We start from the raw sequence: 15,086 nt of genomic DNA on the forward strand, positions 1-15,086 counted from the left end.
CACGTGGCGCAGTTTCACCTTGAGCGCGTCCTGCCCTACGCGGCGTCGGACCTGTGGGACATGGTCAGCGACGTGACGAAATATCCGGACTTTATTCCGTGGATTACGGCCTTGCGCGCCTATAATGCCACCACGCCGTCAGAGGGCGTGCACGTCTTCGATGCCGACGTGTCGGTGGGCTATAAGATGCTGTCCGAGCGCTTTTCGACGCGCGTCACGCGCCGCGCCGACGACCTCAGCCTGCATATGGGGCTGCTGCGCGGGCCGCTGCGCAAACTCAATGGCCGCTGGCACTTTACCGAGGTCGCGGGCGGCACGCGGGTCGATTTCGACATGGATATGGATTTCCGAAACCCGATCCTCAATGCCATGCTGAAAGCCAATCTCAACATTGCCGTCAATCGTCTGATGAGCGTCTTCGAGGCCCGTGCGAAGCAGCTTTATGGCCACAAGGCTTAAGCCTCGGCCTTCAGATGCTCCCGCGCCCAGTGCAGGGCGTACATGACCGACTGTTCGCGGATATAGTCGCGACCCAGATTTTCAAACACATTCACATTGGCCTGGGATCGGACCTCGCCATCGGGCAGGCGGAAGGCCAGCCCGAAACAGACCATGCCGACGGGCTTTTCAGCGGAACCACCGGTCGGTCCGGCGATCCCCGTGACGCTCAGGGCCAGATCGGCTCCGGCCGAGGTCAGCGCCCCTTCGGCCATGGCGTGGGCCACGGGCAGGCTGACCGCGCCGTGTTCGGCCAGAACCGCCTCCGGTACGCCCAGAAGCTTCGTCTTGGCGGCGTTGGAATAGGTGACATAGCCTTCGTGGAACGCCTCGGACGCGCCCGAAATGCGCGTCAGGGCCGCAGCGATCAGCCCGCCGGTGCAGCTTTCGGCCGTCGTCAGCGTGCGCCCCTGCGCGCGCGCCAGGGCGAGAATGTCTGTCGCCAGATCAGAGGCGTCCATGAGAAGCTCCCAAAAGAAAAGGCGTGGAGTCACAGACTCCACGCCCCGTAAACTAGCTAATTCAAGCAGAAATTACACGCCCGGATGCAGCGGGGCGTCCAGATTGCTGTTGGCGAAGTCCCAGTTCACCAGCGAGGTGAGGTAGGTTTCGATGAACTTCGGACGCAGGTTCTGATAGTCGAGATAGTAGGCGTGTTCCCACACGTCGAGCGTCAGGATCGGCTTGTCGCCCTTGGTGAACGGCGTTTCGGCATTGCCGGTCTTCACGACCTTCAGCTTGCCGTCCTGCCCCAGAACCAGCCACGCCCAGCCCGAACCGAACTGCGTCGCACCGGCGGTCTTGAAGGCTTCGACAAAGGCGTCGAACGAGCCGAAATCGTCATTGATCTTGTCAGCGATGGCACCGGTCGGCTGACCGCCGCCGTTCGGCTTCATCGAGTGCCAGAAAAAGGTGTGGTTCCACACCTGAGCGGCATTGTTAAACACGCCGGGGTTCGTGCCTTCCGAGGCCTTGACGATCTCAACCAGCGACTTGTCCGCGAACTCGGTGCCGTCAATCAGCTTGTTCAGATTGTCCACATAGGCCTTATGGTGCTTGGCGTGGTGGAAGCTGAAGGTATTGGCCGACATGTGCGGCTCAAGCGCGTCGGTCGGATAGGGCAGAGCGGGAAGTTCGAAGGCCATGACATCCTCGGCAGGTTTGAAATGAGAAGAAAAGAACCAGAGTCGATATATGGGGGCCGGAATCGCTTTTCAAGGCAAATTTCGGTGAGAATAATTCTCAAAATTAGCCTTATAATTTCAGGGGTTAAGCCGGGCGCAGGCTGGCATAGAGCGTATGTTCGAACGCCGCAATGTCCTTGCGCCCCTCGCTCAGGTCATCGCTTGAAAAGCCTCGCTTTATTTCGCCATCGGCCAGCAGCACACCGGCGTCGCAGCGGGTCATGAAGCTGCTGACATCGTGCAGGGCCGTCAGGATGAGGGCCCCTTCGCGGGCGCGTTGGGTCAGGCAGTTTTTGAGGGCATAGATGGCCAGCGGGTCGAGCCAGTTGAAGGGCTCGTCCAGAATGATCCGCGCGGGCTCGCCCACAAAGGCGCACATCAGGGCGATTTTCTGCTTCTGACCCGCCGACAGGGTGCCGATCATTTTATGGCTCAAGGCGTTGTAATCGAGCGCTTCGAGCAGGGCCGGGTCGTCCGGCACCTGTGACTGACGGCTTTCGGCCACCAACGCCAGCAGCACCTGCGGCGTCAGTTCGGGCGGCAGGCTGTCAGGCGGCGGCGCATAACCCCACAGGGCCGCGCGACGTTGCGGCGTGGCGGTGACCTCCTCATCCCCCAGCCAGAGACGGCCCTGCGCCACCGGCAACCGCCCGCACAGGCTGTTGAGCAGGGTGGTCTTGCCGGAGCCGTTGACGCCCAGAATACCGTACCATTGCCCGGGCGCGAGGCTGAGCGACACCGATTTCACGATGCGCTTTCCGGCAATATCGACGCACAGGTCTTCGCATCTCAGGGCAGGCTGGGCCGCCATCTCTCTCTCCTTACACGCCGCATCAAGAGGATCAGGCGCACGACGAGCCACATCAGCGCCGCCGGCAGGGCCAGCACAGCCAGCAGGGCCGTGACCGCCAGATCAATCCCCAATACCCAGTCCGCCGTCGCAGGCTTATGGCTGAATCGCGTCAGAAACGTCCATAAAATAAGCAGCCCGGCCGCAGCCCCCAGCGCCAGAAGGATCAAAAGGCCGTCTTTCAGCGGCGCGCCGCTGATCAGCAGGCTGAGCAGGCTGAGGCCCAGCCACAGGGTGAAGCGGGCAAGGGCGGTTTGCGTGAGGATACGAACCATTGTCCCCGGCTGCCAGCGCATAAATTGCGTCAGCTCGCCGGAGACCGGACAGAGCAGAACGGCCAGAAGCACAGAGCCAATGCCGAACAGGCCGAGGCCCGTCTGGGGTTCCGGGTTGTTGGAGAGCGCCAGATGCGTCGCCAGCGGTATCCCGATGATCAGCAGGCCGCCGGGCAGCCACAACCGTTTGTGGCGCAGACGGCACCACAGCGGAGCCAGCGCCGCCAAGGGCGCGCGGTTTGCGTGCGCGGAGGCTTCCGCGGCAAATAGCGGTGGCATCAGGGCTGATAACATCCCGGCCCCAAGCCCAAACACCGCCCCCAGACCCCACAAACCCAGATCGCGCGGGGCCAGCACCGTCTGAAACCCCAGAAGCATCAGCCCAAGGGGCAGGCAGAGGGCTGCCGTGCGAAGGGCAAACCACAGCCGCCGCTGGTGCGGATCACTGATCAAGTGAAAGAAAGGGCCTCTGAGCAGGCTTTGCGCGTAGGCCGACCGTGCTGAGGGGTATAGCTGCCGCACGGCAATATAGACCAGAGCGGCGCTGTAGGCCCAGATGGGATGATTGTCGTGGGCCTGTGCGCTGAAAAACTGAAACAGTCCGAACAGCAACCCGCTCAGCAAGGCGAGCGCCACCAGCAGATCCGCAGGGCGGCGACGCCAGAGACGCCAGCGGCTGAGCAGGCGTTCCTGATCCAGTCTGAGCAGTATCTGAAAGCCCGGCGGCACCTAGAAGCCGTCGAACAGGTTGAGGGTTTCCTCTTTCGGTTCGACCTTGGGCGTCGGCGAGGCGGGCTTCGCCGGCGAAGCGGTTGCCACATCACGTACAATGCGCGTGGTGAAGGCGGCCTTGTTCTTTTGCAGGCTGGCCAGAAAATCCTTGGGCGTGTCGGTGAGGTGATACTTGTTCGACCACAGCATCATTTCGACCAGAACGGGGGCAAGGTCGGCACCTTTTTCGGTCAGGCGGTAGATGTATTTACGCGCATCGTCCGGGTCGGTGGACTTGGAGATCAGCCCGGCGCTTTCCAGCTTCGACAGACGGTCGGCCAGAATATTGGTGGCGATCTTTTCCTCGGCATTGAGGAAGGCCTTATAGGTCGAACGCCCCTTGAACATCAGGTCGCGGATGATCAGCAGCGACCACGAGTCCCCCACCACCTCCAGCAGCAGATTGATCGGGCATTTGGAGCGGGGGCCGCGTGCGGAGTCCTTCGCCGCTTCCTTCGTTGCTCTGGTGGCGGCTTTTTGGGGCGCCGGCTTGGGGGCCTGACGACGGCCAAAGGTCGCGGTGGATTTGACCGGGGTGGGGGCCGTTTTAACCATGGCTGCGGGCTTTCGATGACGTTCTGAAATCGGATGCCAAAATGAATAGCAGATAACAAGTGAATTATTTATTGAATTGCGTTTTGAAATTTATTTCTGTGAATTGCAAATGGCAATCTTTGTGCGGAGTCCTTGAAAATAAGGGCTTTCCACGGATGGTTATGGACGATCTGCGGCGGGATGAAGATTAAAGGGAACCACAGATTTCACAGATTGGCGCTTCGCGCCGATGGTGCTGGAGGGCACACTTTGCGTCTCCCTAAGGACGCTGATAATCTGTGTAATCTGTGTAATCTGTGGTTTCTAAAACGATGAAACAGTCGCCGCAGGTCAATGACGGATGCGACGCGCGGCATTTATGGTCATCTGCGGAGAAACTAAAAATACCGCACATAGGCAAAAGCCCGGCCATCCGGGGCCCAGTTGGGGACATTCATCGTTCCCTGACCACCGAACAGTTCAAACAGCGTCTCTGCCTCGCCGCCCTCGGCGGGCATCAGGCGCAATCGCACCGTCTGATCGCGCGGGTGATCGTGCCCCACCGACGCATCGTAGGAGAGCCACAGGACATGCCTACCATCGGGCGACGGGTGCGGGAACCAGTCGGCATAGGGGCTGTCGCTCATGCGCTGAAGGTCGCGGCCGTCACGGCGGACGCGCCACAACTGCATCTGACCGGAGCGGCTGGAATTGAACCATATCCACGCGCCATCCGAGGAAAAATCCGGCCCGTCATGCACGCCATCCCCGACGATCAGGGCGCGTTCGTCAGAGCCGTCGATACGGCTGATGTAGATGCCGAACACGTCCTTCTGATGGATGCCGGTATAGGTGATCCACGCCCCATCGGCGCTAACGCCGTGATAGTAGGACGCCAGGTGCGCCGACACGCGCAGCGGCGTGCCACCGGACAGAGGTACGGCATAGATGCATGCCCGGTCGTATTCGACCTTATCGGTAATCAGAAGGGTCTGACCGTCCGGCGTCAGGCCGTGGTCATTATTGCAGCGAACGGCAAAGCCCGTGTCGATCACTTGCGGTTTGCCACCAAGAGGCAGGCGGTAGATACGCCCCTCGCTATTGAGGATCAGGGCGGCACCGTCCAGCGTAAAATGCGGTGATTCCCAGAGTTCGGCTCCCTGAAAGACGACGCGGCTTTGACGGCTTTGCAGATCGTAGATTTCGATGGAACTGCGCAGGCTCATGCGCGCTCGGCCTGCTTGGCCTTGTTCCACAAAGCGTCCATCTCCGCGAGGTCGGACTGTTCCGGCGTCTTGCCCAGCTTGGCCAGCTCGGCCTCGATCATCTCAAAACGGCGTACAAACTTGGCATTGGTGCCGCGCAGGGCGTCTTCGGGCTCAGCGTCCATTTTGCGCGCCAGATTGGCGATAACGAACAGGATGTCGCCCAGCTCAGCCTTGGCCTTTTCGTGATCGCCCGCCGCCAGCTCGACTTTCAGCTCGGCGACCTCTTCCTCCAGCTTGTCCAGCACTTCATCGAGCGACGGCCAGTCGAAGCCGACGCGGGCCGCGCGCTTGGTCAGCTTGGCGGCGCGGGTAAGGGCGGGCAGGCCCACGGGCACGTCGTCGAGAATGCCGTGCTTGGCCTTGGCCTTGCGCTCGGCGGCCTTCTGCACCTCCCAGGCGGCGTTCTGTTCGTCGGCGGTGCGGTCGCCAGCTTCTCCGAAGACGTGCGGGTGGCGGCGGATCAGCTTGTCAGTCATGGCCTGAGCCACGTCGTTGAAATCAAACAGGCCTTGTTCTTTGGCCAGATGGCTGTGGAAGACCACCTGAAACAGCAAATCGCCCAATTCTTCCTTGAGGTCACGCATGTCCTTGCGCGCAATGGCGTCGGCCACCTCATAGGACTCCTCGATCGTGTAGGGGGCGATGGTGTCGAAGGTCTGGGCCAGATCCCACGGACAGCCGCCGTCTTTGGCCCGCAGGCGGTTCATCACCTCGATCAGCGCATTAATGGGGGCGGGGGGAGCCTGAGTCACGGGACAAACCTTTTGCTTTCAGTGCCGACTGAATGGACGCATAGCGTTCCGGCGTCAGGTCATAGGATGTCATTGCCCACGCGCCAAGCAAAAGAAAAATGACCGGCAGGCCGATAAAAAAGGCTTCGACCCAGAACAGGGCTTCGGGTGTGTTGTGCGCCGCCTTGTTATCAAAGCCCAGCAGGGCGAGCGCCGACAGGGTCAGCACCGAAAAGGCGTAGCCGAGCTTGGTCGTGGCCGACAGAATCGACATCAGCGTGCCCTTCTGATCGTGGCCGGTTTCCAGCAGCACCTCGTCGCCAATATCGGCCATCAGGGAGCGCGTCAGCAGCAGATAGGCGGCATAGGGGATGCCGGCCAGAAACACCGCCACGGCCATGACCGGAAAGTTGTTCGCCGGCACGAAGGCCAGTCCGCCATAAAGCACGGCGAAGATAATGGCCGAGGCGATCAGGGTGCGGTGTTTGGAAAAGCGCTTCGAGGCCCCGTTCCACAGGGGCGCGCCGACAAGGCCCGCCACGAAATAGAGCAGCATGGCGATGGTACATTCAAAGCGCGTCAGGCCCTTGGTTTGCATGAAGTAGAAGAAAAACAACGCCCCCATAATCCCCGGTGCCAGTCCCATCAACAGATCGGCCAGCAGCACCCGGATAACGTTCGGGCGGCGGATCATGTCGAAATAGGCCCCCAGCCGCACATCGTGCGTGGCCGCGTCCGACGCCTTTTCCGGCACCATCCACAGGGCGATGCCGATGGTCAGCGGCAGGGTGATCATAATAAAAATCCCCATCCACTGCACGCCGGTCTGATAGGTCTGACCGATGGCCTGTGCCACCACGGGGATCAGGGCCACGCACAGAAGGCCGACAATATTGCCGATCTGCCAGAACGCGAAAACCTTGGTGCGCTCATCATAGTCGTCGGTCAGGACGCTGCCCCAGCTCGACTGGCTGAGTGCGGCCATCGAGAAGCCGATATACATGACCAGCAACCAGATACCGAGATACAGCGCCGAAGCGCCCGCAGGCGCCAGAAACATAAACCCGGTGGAGACGAACAGCACCGGCAGGCAGAGAGCCATCCACAGCTTGAACCGCCCGAAGCGCGTGCGGGTACGGTCCATCGCCCAGCCGATGATGGGATCGACCGCAATGTCGATCAGCTTGACGGCCATGAACACCACGCCCACCATGCCCAGACTGATGCCGATATAGGTGACGTAGTATTCTGATAAGGTCACAGACAGAGGCAGGCCCAGCGCCGCAAAGGGGATGCACGGTCCGCAAAAGGCGAACAAGCGCGGCCAGGTGAGCTGTTTGGACGACATTTAAACCCCTGTGAATGTCTCTTTTGTGAGTCCGGCCAGATTACCGTATGCGGCAACATAACACGCCCGTTAAATTTGAACAATGTTCATTTTGTTGGTCGCTCGTTGATAAGCGGGCGACAATCAAACGTTTGCACAGCCTGTATATTTCCGAAATATTCTCTGTATTTTTGACAGTATAGATTTTCTTTATAAGAAGGGTTGACATAATTCGCCAGAACCCTGACGTTTAACGCAATCCGTAATTCAGCATGTCTCCTCGGCGACGGCGCGTGTGTGCCGCCGGATTGCGGGCCTTTTCTGTTCTCAAACTCTAAAGGCGACCGATGGATCACCATAATATTTCTCTGATTACCACCCTTGCGTCCGGCTTCGGTCTGGCTTTGCTGTTCGGCTTTCTGGCCGAAAAAATCAAGCTGCCGGCATTGGTCGGCTATCTGCTGGCCGGAATCCTGATTGGGCCGTCCACGCCGGGTTTTGTGGCGGATACGCACATTGCGGCGCAGTTGTCGGAAATCGGCGTCATGCTGCTGATGTTCGGGGTGGGGCTGCACTTTTCGCTGGGCGACCTGATGTCGGTGCGCAAGATCGCCCTGCCGGGGGCGGTTGTGCAGATGTCGCTGGCCACCTGTCTGGGCTTTGCGCTGGCGCACTGGGGCTGGGATTGGGGCATGGGAGCGGCGCTCGTCTTCGGCTTGTCGCTGTCCTGTGCCTCGACGGTCGTGCTGCTGAAGGCGCTGGAGGCGCGTAACGCCATCGACAGTATGAACGGCCGCATCGCGGTCGGCTGGCTGGTGGTCGAGGATCTGGTGACGGTGCTGGTGCTGGTCCTGCTGCCGCCGCTGGCGCATCTTTTGGAGAGCAATGGCTCGGCAGGGAGCGCACCGACCGGCACTCTCTGGGTTACCATCGGTCAGACCCTGCTCAGCGTCGGGGCCTTTATCGCCCTGATGATGCTGGCCGGGCGCAAGGTGTTTCCGTGGATATTGTGGCAGGTGTCCAAGACCGGCTCGCGCGAACTCTTCACCCTGTCGGTCATCGCCGCAGCCATCACCATAGCCTGGGGCGCATCGGAGTTGTTCAGCGTGTCCTTTGCGCTGGGGGCCTTTTTCGCCGGCATGGTGATGCGCGAGTCGAAATTCAGTCACCGGGCTGCCGAGGAATCCCTGCCTTTGCGCGACGCCTTTTCGGTGCTGTTCTTTGTGTCGGTCGGCATGTTGTTCGACCCCAGGGTGCTGATCGAACACCCGATGGAGGTTCTGGCCGTTGTCAGCATCATCATTGTGGGGAAGGGGCTGGCGGCAGCGGCTTTGGTGCTTGTCTTCCGCTATCCGCTCAACACCGCCTTTACCGTGGCGGCCAGTCTGGCGCAGATCGGCGAATTTTCGTTTATCCTCGGTGGGTTGGGCCTGTCTCTTGGGATATTACCGCAAGCGGGGATGAGCCTGCTTCTGGCCGGGGCGCTGGTGTCCATCGCGCTCAATCCCTTCCTGTTTGCGGCCATCGCCCCCCTGACGCGCTGGGTTCTCGCCCATTCGGCGCTGGCGCGTCGGCACGAGCGGCGCGAGGACGTGCTGTCCGAGTTGCCGCAGACGACCGAGGCGCGTTATCTGAGCGGACAGGTGGTGCTGGTCGGCTATGGCCGCGTCGGCAAGCGCATCGCCGCTACTCTGGACGCGCAGGGCATCGCCTATGTGGTGGTTGAGCAGAACCGCGAGCGCGTGGAAGAGCTGCGTCAGACCGGCAAGGCCGCCGTCTATGGCAATGCGGTCGAACCCGAAGTGCTGGTGCAGGCCCATATCCAACACGCGGCCATGCTGCTGGTGGCGACGCCCGATCTGGTCGATATCCACCTGATGGTCGAGGCGGCGCGGCGCGTCAATCCGGGCATCGAGGTCGTGCTGCGCACCCATAGCGAAGAAGAGATGCACTTTCTTCAACAAGAAAAAATGGGCACCGTCTTCTTCGGGGAGGAGGAACTGGCGCGCAATATCACGCGGCACGTGCTCGACCGTTTCAGCCCGAAGCCCGTCTGATTACCCCTCATTAACCCTAACGGGCGCACAGTTCAAACCTGCCAAGAATCAGCTCAGAAGGCTCTGATCATGCCTCATGCGCCCGCCATCAATGACAATCTGACGCTCCTGGAACAGGCGCGTCTTCTGCTGGAGACGCGCGTAGAGCGCACGCCGTCCATCCTCAAGGCGCTGATGGCCTCCGCGGCGTTTGCGGTGTCGGGCTTGTGGCTGGCGGCGTCGATGCTGGTCGGGCCGGTCATGTCGCAGGACAAGCCGCGCCCGACGCCCGTCGTCAGCAAGGCGGTCACCTCGGGCTCCGAGGGCGGCTTTCAGTTGTCGGCCAGCCCCTCGGCGCTAAAGTAGCTCAGTTACCCTGCTTATACCGCCAGGCTTCCGAAGCGGCCTTGATCAGGGCCGAGGCCTTGTGCACGGTTTCCTGATACTCGGTCAGGGGCACGCTGTCGGCGACCACGCCGGCCCCGGCCTGCACATAGATTTTTTCGTCCTTGAACAGGGCGGTGCGCAGTACGATACAGACGTCCAGCGACCCGGAGCCGGAAATATAGCCCACGCCCCCGGCATAGCCGACGCCGCGTTTGACCGACTCCAGCTCGTCGATAATCTCCATGGCCCGTACCTTGGGCGCGCCCGACAGCGTACCGGCGGGCAGGGCGGCCAGCAGGGCATCGACCGGATCGAGATTGGCCGGGGCATCGCCTTCGACGTTCGAGACGATGTGCATGACGTGGCTGTAGCGCTCGATGTAGAATTTCTGCGTCACGCGCACGCTGGCCGGTTTGGCGACACGGCCGACATCGTTGCGGCCCAGATCGAGCAGCATCAGGTGTTCGGACAATTCCTTCGGATCGGCCAGCAGTTCGGCCTCAAGCGCCTTGTCCTCTTCCGGCGTCCTGCCGCGCGGGCGGGTGCCGGCGATAGGGCGGATGGTCAGCTTGCCGTCGCGCACACGCACCAGAATTTCCGGTGACGAACCCGCCAACTGGAAATTGCCGAAGTCGAGGTAGAAGAGGTAGGGCGAAGGGTTCTGACGGCGCAGCGACCGGTAGAAGGCGAACGGGTCAAGCTCGAACGGTGCTTCGAAGCGGTGCGACGGCACCACCTGAAAAATATCGCCCGCGGCAATGTAGTCCTTGGCCTTTTCGACCATGGCACTGTAGTCCGCCGCCGAGGTGGGCGAAGTAAGGGCAGCCTGTTCGCGCTCCATGGCCACGGGCTTGGGGGGCAGGGGCAGGCGCAGGTCTTCTTCGACCTGATCCAGACGCGACAGGGCGGCGCTATGGGCAGCGTGGGCTGTGACGCCCGTTTCCGGCCAGACGGTCGTGGCCAGCAGGATTTCGTGCTTCACATTATCGAAGACGCAGATCACCGACGGGCGACACACCACGGCATCCGGCAGGGAGAGCGGGTCCGGATTGGCGGGCCCCAGCGGCTCATAGAGGCGGATAAGGTCGTAGCCGAACACACCGAACAGGCCCGAAATCATCGGCGGCAGGTCCGCCGGTATGTCGAGCCGGTGGGCGGTGACGAGCGCGCGCAGGGACTCGAGTGTCGGCGCGCTTTCGGTCTCATAAAGCCCTTTGGCGATCGCCGCTTCGCCGCGTGCGATTTCCGCCCGCTCGCCGAAACACCGCCAGACAAGGTCGGGCCGCAGTGTCAGGATCGAATAACGCCCGGCCAGGGCGCCGCCTTCGACCGATTCGAACAGAAACGAGAAGGCGCGCGTTCTGGCCAGTTTCAGATAGGCCGAGACGGGCGTTTCCAGATCGTCGGTCAGGCGGCGGGTAACGATAACCGGCTGTCCGGCGTCATATTGGGCCGCGAAGCCGCTGACGCCGGAGGCATCGGAAGCGAAGGCCGCACTGATCATTTGGCAGCCTTGCCGGCTTCTGCCGTCTTGTCGTCCGACTTCACGCTGGCCGGGTTGAGCCCCAGAGCCATGACTGCCGCATTGGCATTGGTTTTGGTCTTGACCGCCGCACGCGCGCCCTTGCGCACGGTGAAGCTGAGGTCCTGGAACAGGCCATAGGAGACGGCCTGACCGGTCATGGCGGTCGCCTGATTGACGGCGGCGGCCTCACCCTTGTGGATGGTGGTCACCTTGCCCACTACGCTGACCATCTCGTTGAGACGGGCGGTGAAGACCTCATTCGCCTTGGCCGAGAAGATACGGCCCGTCAGTTCCGGGCCGACCTGTTGCGGGGCCGTCTGACGCGCCAGACCGGCGCGCGGTTCAACCTTCAGGCCCATAGAGGACGCGACGGCCTCAAGCGATTCGCCCTTGCGTAGACGCGCCGCAGCCTCTTCGCCCTTTGCGGCGACGCGGTCGCCGGCGGTCTTCTGCTGCCAGGCCTGGATCATCTGCGGCTTGATCTTGTCGAGCGCCGGGACTTCCGACGGCAGCACTTCGTTGACGCGCAGGGCGAAATATTCGCCGTTGCCCAGCTCGGTGACGTCGGTTTCGCCGCCCTTGGGCTGATCGAAGGCTGCCTTGAGGATCGGGGCGTACTGGAAGGGCTGTCCGTTGGCCATCTGGCCTTCGGCGGTCATCGGCGGCAGGTTGATCACGCGCACGCCGGCCTTTTGGGCGGCGGTCATGAAGTCAGCACCGGCCGAACGTTCCTTTTCAAAGACTTCGGAGGCCTTGTAGGCCAGATCCTTGGCTTTATCCTTCTTGTACTCCTGCTCAAGCTGGTTGCGCACCGTATCGAAGCCGGTCACCGAGGCGGCGGTAATGCCTGACACCTTGACGACGGCCAGACCCAGGCTGCCCTGAACCGGACCCGACACTTCGCCCTGTTTCAGGGCAAAGGCGGCGTCGGCCACCTTGGCGTCAGCCACGGCGGTCTTCGGCTTGGCGTCATAGGTCACGACCGTGCCCTTATTGGCCTTGGCAGCGGTCTGGGCGTCGGTGCCCGAACGCAGGGCCTGAGCCACGGCCTCGGCGGCCTTCTGATCCGGCACCGTGACCTGCACAAAGGTGCGGGTTTCCGGGTTGGACAGGGTGTCGCGGCGGAATTCATAGAGTTTCTTCAACTCGGCCTCATCGACCGTCACCTTTGAGGCGAAATCGCCGGGGGCGAAGGAGACGACGGTGAACTGACGCAGTTCCGGACGACGCAGGCGCTCCTTGTTGTCGTTGTAGAATTTCAGCAACTCGGCATCGGTCGGCTGACCAGGCTTTTCGATATTGTCCGGCGTCACGATCAGAAGCGTGGTGTCGCGCGTTTCGCTGGCGAAGGCGCTCTGCATCGCCGCGTAGATGCGCGGCGGTTTCAGGCCCGCCACTGAGGCTTCGATGAACTGACGATTGGCAATGTCATCGCTGATGATCTGCTCGAACTTGGTCTCGCTCATCTTCATCTGCGTGGCCAGTTCCTGCTGGTACTTGGCCTTGTCGAACTTGCCGGTGATGGAATCGAAGAAGATCGGGTACTTGGCGATCTGATCGGTCACCACCTTGGCCGAAGGGCGCAGGCCCGCCTTGACCAGCCAGGCCGACACCGAATCCATATCGGCCAGCTCTTCCATGATGCGCACGTGCAGGCCCTGCTTCACGGCGTCTTCATAGGTCAGGGTCTGACCGCTCTGCTGCTCGGCCCCGGTTTTCCACTGATCGAACTGACGGCGGAAATCGTCCGTCGTGGTCTTGCGATCCCCGGCATCGACCACGTCGCGCGACGAGGCGCTGGAGAACAGGTCGTGCATGCCGAAGACGGCGAAACTCAGGATCAGCGCCGCCATCAAAATCTTGAAAGTGAGCGACTTGGTGAACTGACGGAAGCTGGAGATCATGAAAAGGGCGACCTTGAAAAGATGAAGTGCCACCGCTCCGGGGCGGACGGCGCGCAGACATATAATTGACCAACCGTGACGGGATCAAGGCTGTTACAAACGGAATCCAATTGTTTGCCGGTTTTTTCTTGGCGGGACGGGTCCGCTTCGTTACAGATAAGATTATCAATAAATAATGACATGCCACTGATTTTATAATGCCAAAACATCCGCTTATCGCGGGCAACTGGAAGATGCATGGCCTGAGGGAAGCCATTCCGGAGGCCCTTGCCATGGATCGCGCCGCACGCGACAGTCGTGCGTCGGTCGCGATCTTCCCGCCCTCAACCCTTCTTTATGCCCTGAGTGAGGCGCTTCAGTCGCGCTCTGAGCCCAGTCCCGTGCGTCTGGGCGGTCAGGACTGCCATAAAGACGCGCAAGGGGCCTTTACCGGCGACCTGTCGGCCGAAATGCTGAAAGACGCGGGGGCAGACATGGTCATACTGGGCCATTCCGAACGCCGTCATGGCCACAAGGAGGCCTGCGAAAGCGTGGCCGCCAAGACCCTGGCGGCGCTGCGGGCCGGGCTTGAGCCGATTATCTGCATCGGTGAAACGCTCGATCAGCGTCAGGAGGGCCTCACCCACGCCGTCCTCAGCAAGCAGTTGCGGGACAGCCTGCCTCTGGCGCTGGAAGGGCAAACCTTCCATGTAGCCTATGAGCCCGTCTGGGCCATCGGCACCGGCCATGTGCCCACCGATGATCAGGTCGTTGACGCCATGCTGCTGATCCAGAAGCATCTGGCCCAGCGTTTCCACAATCAGGTCGTGCCGCATACGCTTTACGGCGGTTCGGTCAAGCCGGACAATGCGCGCCATCTGTTGTCGCTGGAAGGTGTGGATGGCCTGCTGGTGGGCGGTGCCTCGCTCAAGGCTGAGGATTTCAACCGCATCATCGCCGCCGCGGACTGAAATTCCACCGCAAATCCTTGAAACAGCTATGGCCAATGCCCAGTCTTAGTGCTAAGGGCGTGCGCTTACGCTTTGGACAAGGCGCACGACCCACAGGGGCCTGCGCCCTGATCCTGCCAAGACATTCGCCAAAAGACCCCGGAACTTCATGCTGTTCGTTATCCTGCTCTCGATCCAAATCCTCATCGGTATCGCCCTGGTGGGACTGATTCTCGTTCAGCGGTCCGAGGGCGGGGCTCTCGGCATGGGGGGCGGCCCGTCGGGCTTCATGTCGGCGCGCGGTGCCGGCAACTTCCTGACCAAGGCCACCTCGATTCTGGCCATTCTCTTCTTCGCCAACTGTATCGGCCTGACCGTTGTGTCGAACTTCGATCGTCGCGGCACCTCCGTGGTCGATCAGGTCGGCGCCGATAACGTCAAGCTGAACGAGGCGCAGGCCTCGGCGGCCGCCGCAGCGGCCGCGCAAAATGCGCAGCAATCGGCGGGCGCCAGCTCGTCTTCGGCCGCGCCGTCCCTGACCGACCTGCCGTCGCCGACCAGCGCCGCCCCGTCGCTCAGCACGCTGGGCGCTCCGGCTTCGTCGGCGGCCCCGGCCTCGGCTTCATCCTCGTCGTCAAGCGCGGCCCGCCCAGCGGCCAAGCCGGCCGCTAAACCGGCAGCCCAGCCGGCCAAGCCCGCCGCGTCTTCGGCGTCTTCATCTTCGACCTCGAACTGAAGACAATTCTAAAATCTGAACTCAGGACCGGCTCACAGATCGCTTTGTGAGCCGATCTTTTTGACTATATATGAAGGTAAGTGGAATCGCCCGCGGCGGTTCCCGGATAAAGGTTTTCCGACATGCCCACG

15 protein-coding genes are annotated in these 15,086 nt (G+C 61.6%); 5 read left to right on the forward strand and 10 right to left on the reverse strand.

Translation table 11 applies throughout. The features are described from left to right. The first annotated feature begins 3 nt into the window (after window positions 1-3). Window positions 4-459 carry a type II toxin-antitoxin system RatA family toxin gene (locus PQU94_RS13895; RefSeq protein ID WP_272742035.1) on the forward strand — a complete coding sequence of 152 codons (456 nt, stop codon included), beginning with the start codon at window positions 4-6 and terminating at the stop codon, window positions 457-459. Here the strand turns inward: PQU94_RS13895 and PQU94_RS13900 are convergent. The 8 genes from PQU94_RS13900 to PQU94_RS13935 form a co-directional block, all read right to left on the reverse strand. Next, window positions 456-959 carry a CinA family protein gene (locus PQU94_RS13900; protein WP_272742036.1) on the reverse strand — a complete coding sequence of 168 codons (504 nt, stop codon included), beginning with the start codon at window positions 957-959 and terminating at the stop codon, window positions 456-458. The genes PQU94_RS13895 and PQU94_RS13900 overlap by 4 nt on opposite strands. Window positions 960-1,031: 72 nt before the next feature. Further along, window positions 1,032-1,643, reverse strand: coding sequence for a superoxide dismutase (locus PQU94_RS13905; RefSeq protein ID WP_272742037.1), 612 nt, complete (start codon window positions 1,641-1,643; stop codon window positions 1,032-1,034). A gap of 124 nt (window positions 1,644-1,767) precedes the next feature. Further along, window positions 1,768-2,493: an ABC transporter ATP-binding protein gene (locus PQU94_RS13910; RefSeq protein WP_272742038.1), complete on the reverse strand. Its 726-nt coding sequence runs from the start codon at window positions 2,491-2,493 to the stop codon at window positions 1,768-1,770. Next, window positions 2,472-3,536 carry a hypothetical protein gene (locus tag PQU94_RS13915; RefSeq protein ID WP_272742039.1) on the reverse strand — a complete coding sequence of 355 codons (1,065 nt, stop codon included), beginning with the start codon at window positions 3,534-3,536 and terminating at the stop codon, window positions 2,472-2,474. Before PQU94_RS13915 ends, PQU94_RS13910 begins: the two co-directional genes overlap by 22 nt. Then, window positions 3,537-4,133 (reverse strand): winged helix-turn-helix transcriptional regulator, encoded by a 597-nt coding sequence (locus PQU94_RS13920; RefSeq protein ID WP_272742040.1) that lies wholly within the window; start codon window positions 4,131-4,133, stop codon window positions 3,537-3,539. Window positions 4,134-4,510: 377 nt separating this feature from the next. Continuing rightward, window positions 4,511-5,338, reverse strand: a complete 828-nt coding sequence (locus PQU94_RS13925) for a TolB family protein (RefSeq protein ID WP_272742041.1) — start codon at window positions 5,336-5,338, stop codon at window positions 4,511-4,513. Beyond that, window positions 5,335-6,087, reverse strand: a complete 753-nt coding sequence (gene mazG, locus PQU94_RS13930; protein ID WP_272742085.1) for a nucleoside triphosphate pyrophosphohydrolase — start codon at window positions 6,085-6,087, stop codon at window positions 5,335-5,337. The genes PQU94_RS13925 and mazG overlap by 4 nt, the downstream gene beginning before the upstream one ends. Before the next feature lie 16 nt (window positions 6,088-6,103). After that, window positions 6,104-7,459 carry an MFS transporter gene (locus PQU94_RS13935; protein ID WP_272742042.1) on the reverse strand — a complete coding sequence of 452 codons (1,356 nt, stop codon included), beginning with the start codon at window positions 7,457-7,459 and terminating at the stop codon, window positions 6,104-6,106. 326 nt (window positions 7,460-7,785) lie between these two features. Between PQU94_RS13935 and PQU94_RS13940 the strand changes: the two genes are divergently transcribed. Next, entirely contained in the window at window positions 7,786-9,495 is a 1,710-nt protein-coding gene (locus PQU94_RS13940; RefSeq protein WP_272742043.1) for a cation:proton antiporter domain-containing protein, read from the forward strand. Between the two features lie 69 nt (window positions 9,496-9,564). Continuing rightward, window positions 9,565-9,840: a hypothetical protein gene (locus PQU94_RS13945; protein WP_272742044.1), complete on the forward strand. Its 276-nt coding sequence runs from the start codon at window positions 9,565-9,567 to the stop codon at window positions 9,838-9,840. A 1-nt stretch (window position 9,841) separates the two neighbouring features. Here the strand turns inward: PQU94_RS13945 and trpE are convergent, their stop codons facing one another. Beyond that, on the reverse strand, window positions 9,842-11,365 hold the full coding sequence (gene trpE / locus PQU94_RS13950; protein WP_272742045.1) for an anthranilate synthase component I: 1,524 nt from the start codon (window positions 11,363-11,365) through the stop codon (window positions 9,842-9,844). Further along, window positions 11,362-13,323: a peptidylprolyl isomerase gene (locus tag PQU94_RS13955; RefSeq protein ID WP_272742046.1), complete on the reverse strand. Its 1,962-nt coding sequence runs from the start codon at window positions 13,321-13,323 to the stop codon at window positions 11,362-11,364. The genes trpE and PQU94_RS13955 overlap by 4 nt, the downstream gene beginning before the upstream one ends. 164 nt (window positions 13,324-13,487) lie before the next feature. Between PQU94_RS13955 and tpiA the strand changes: the two genes are divergently transcribed. Further along, window positions 13,488-14,240, forward strand: coding sequence for a triose-phosphate isomerase (gene tpiA / locus PQU94_RS13960; RefSeq protein WP_272742047.1), 753 nt, complete (start codon window positions 13,488-13,490; stop codon window positions 14,238-14,240). Between the two features lie 148 nt (window positions 14,241-14,388). After that, complete coding sequence (secG, locus tag PQU94_RS13965; protein ID WP_272742048.1) at window positions 14,389-14,955, forward strand: preprotein translocase subunit SecG; 567 nt, start codon at window positions 14,389-14,391, stop codon at window positions 14,953-14,955. Window positions 14,956-15,086: the final 131 nt, after the last annotated feature.

Origin of the sequence: Asticcacaulis currens (assembly GCF_028550395.1) — a bacterium.
In the GTDB taxonomy this organism is placed as follows: domain Bacteria; phylum Pseudomonadota; class Alphaproteobacteria; order Caulobacterales; family Caulobacteraceae; genus Asticcacaulis; species Asticcacaulis currens.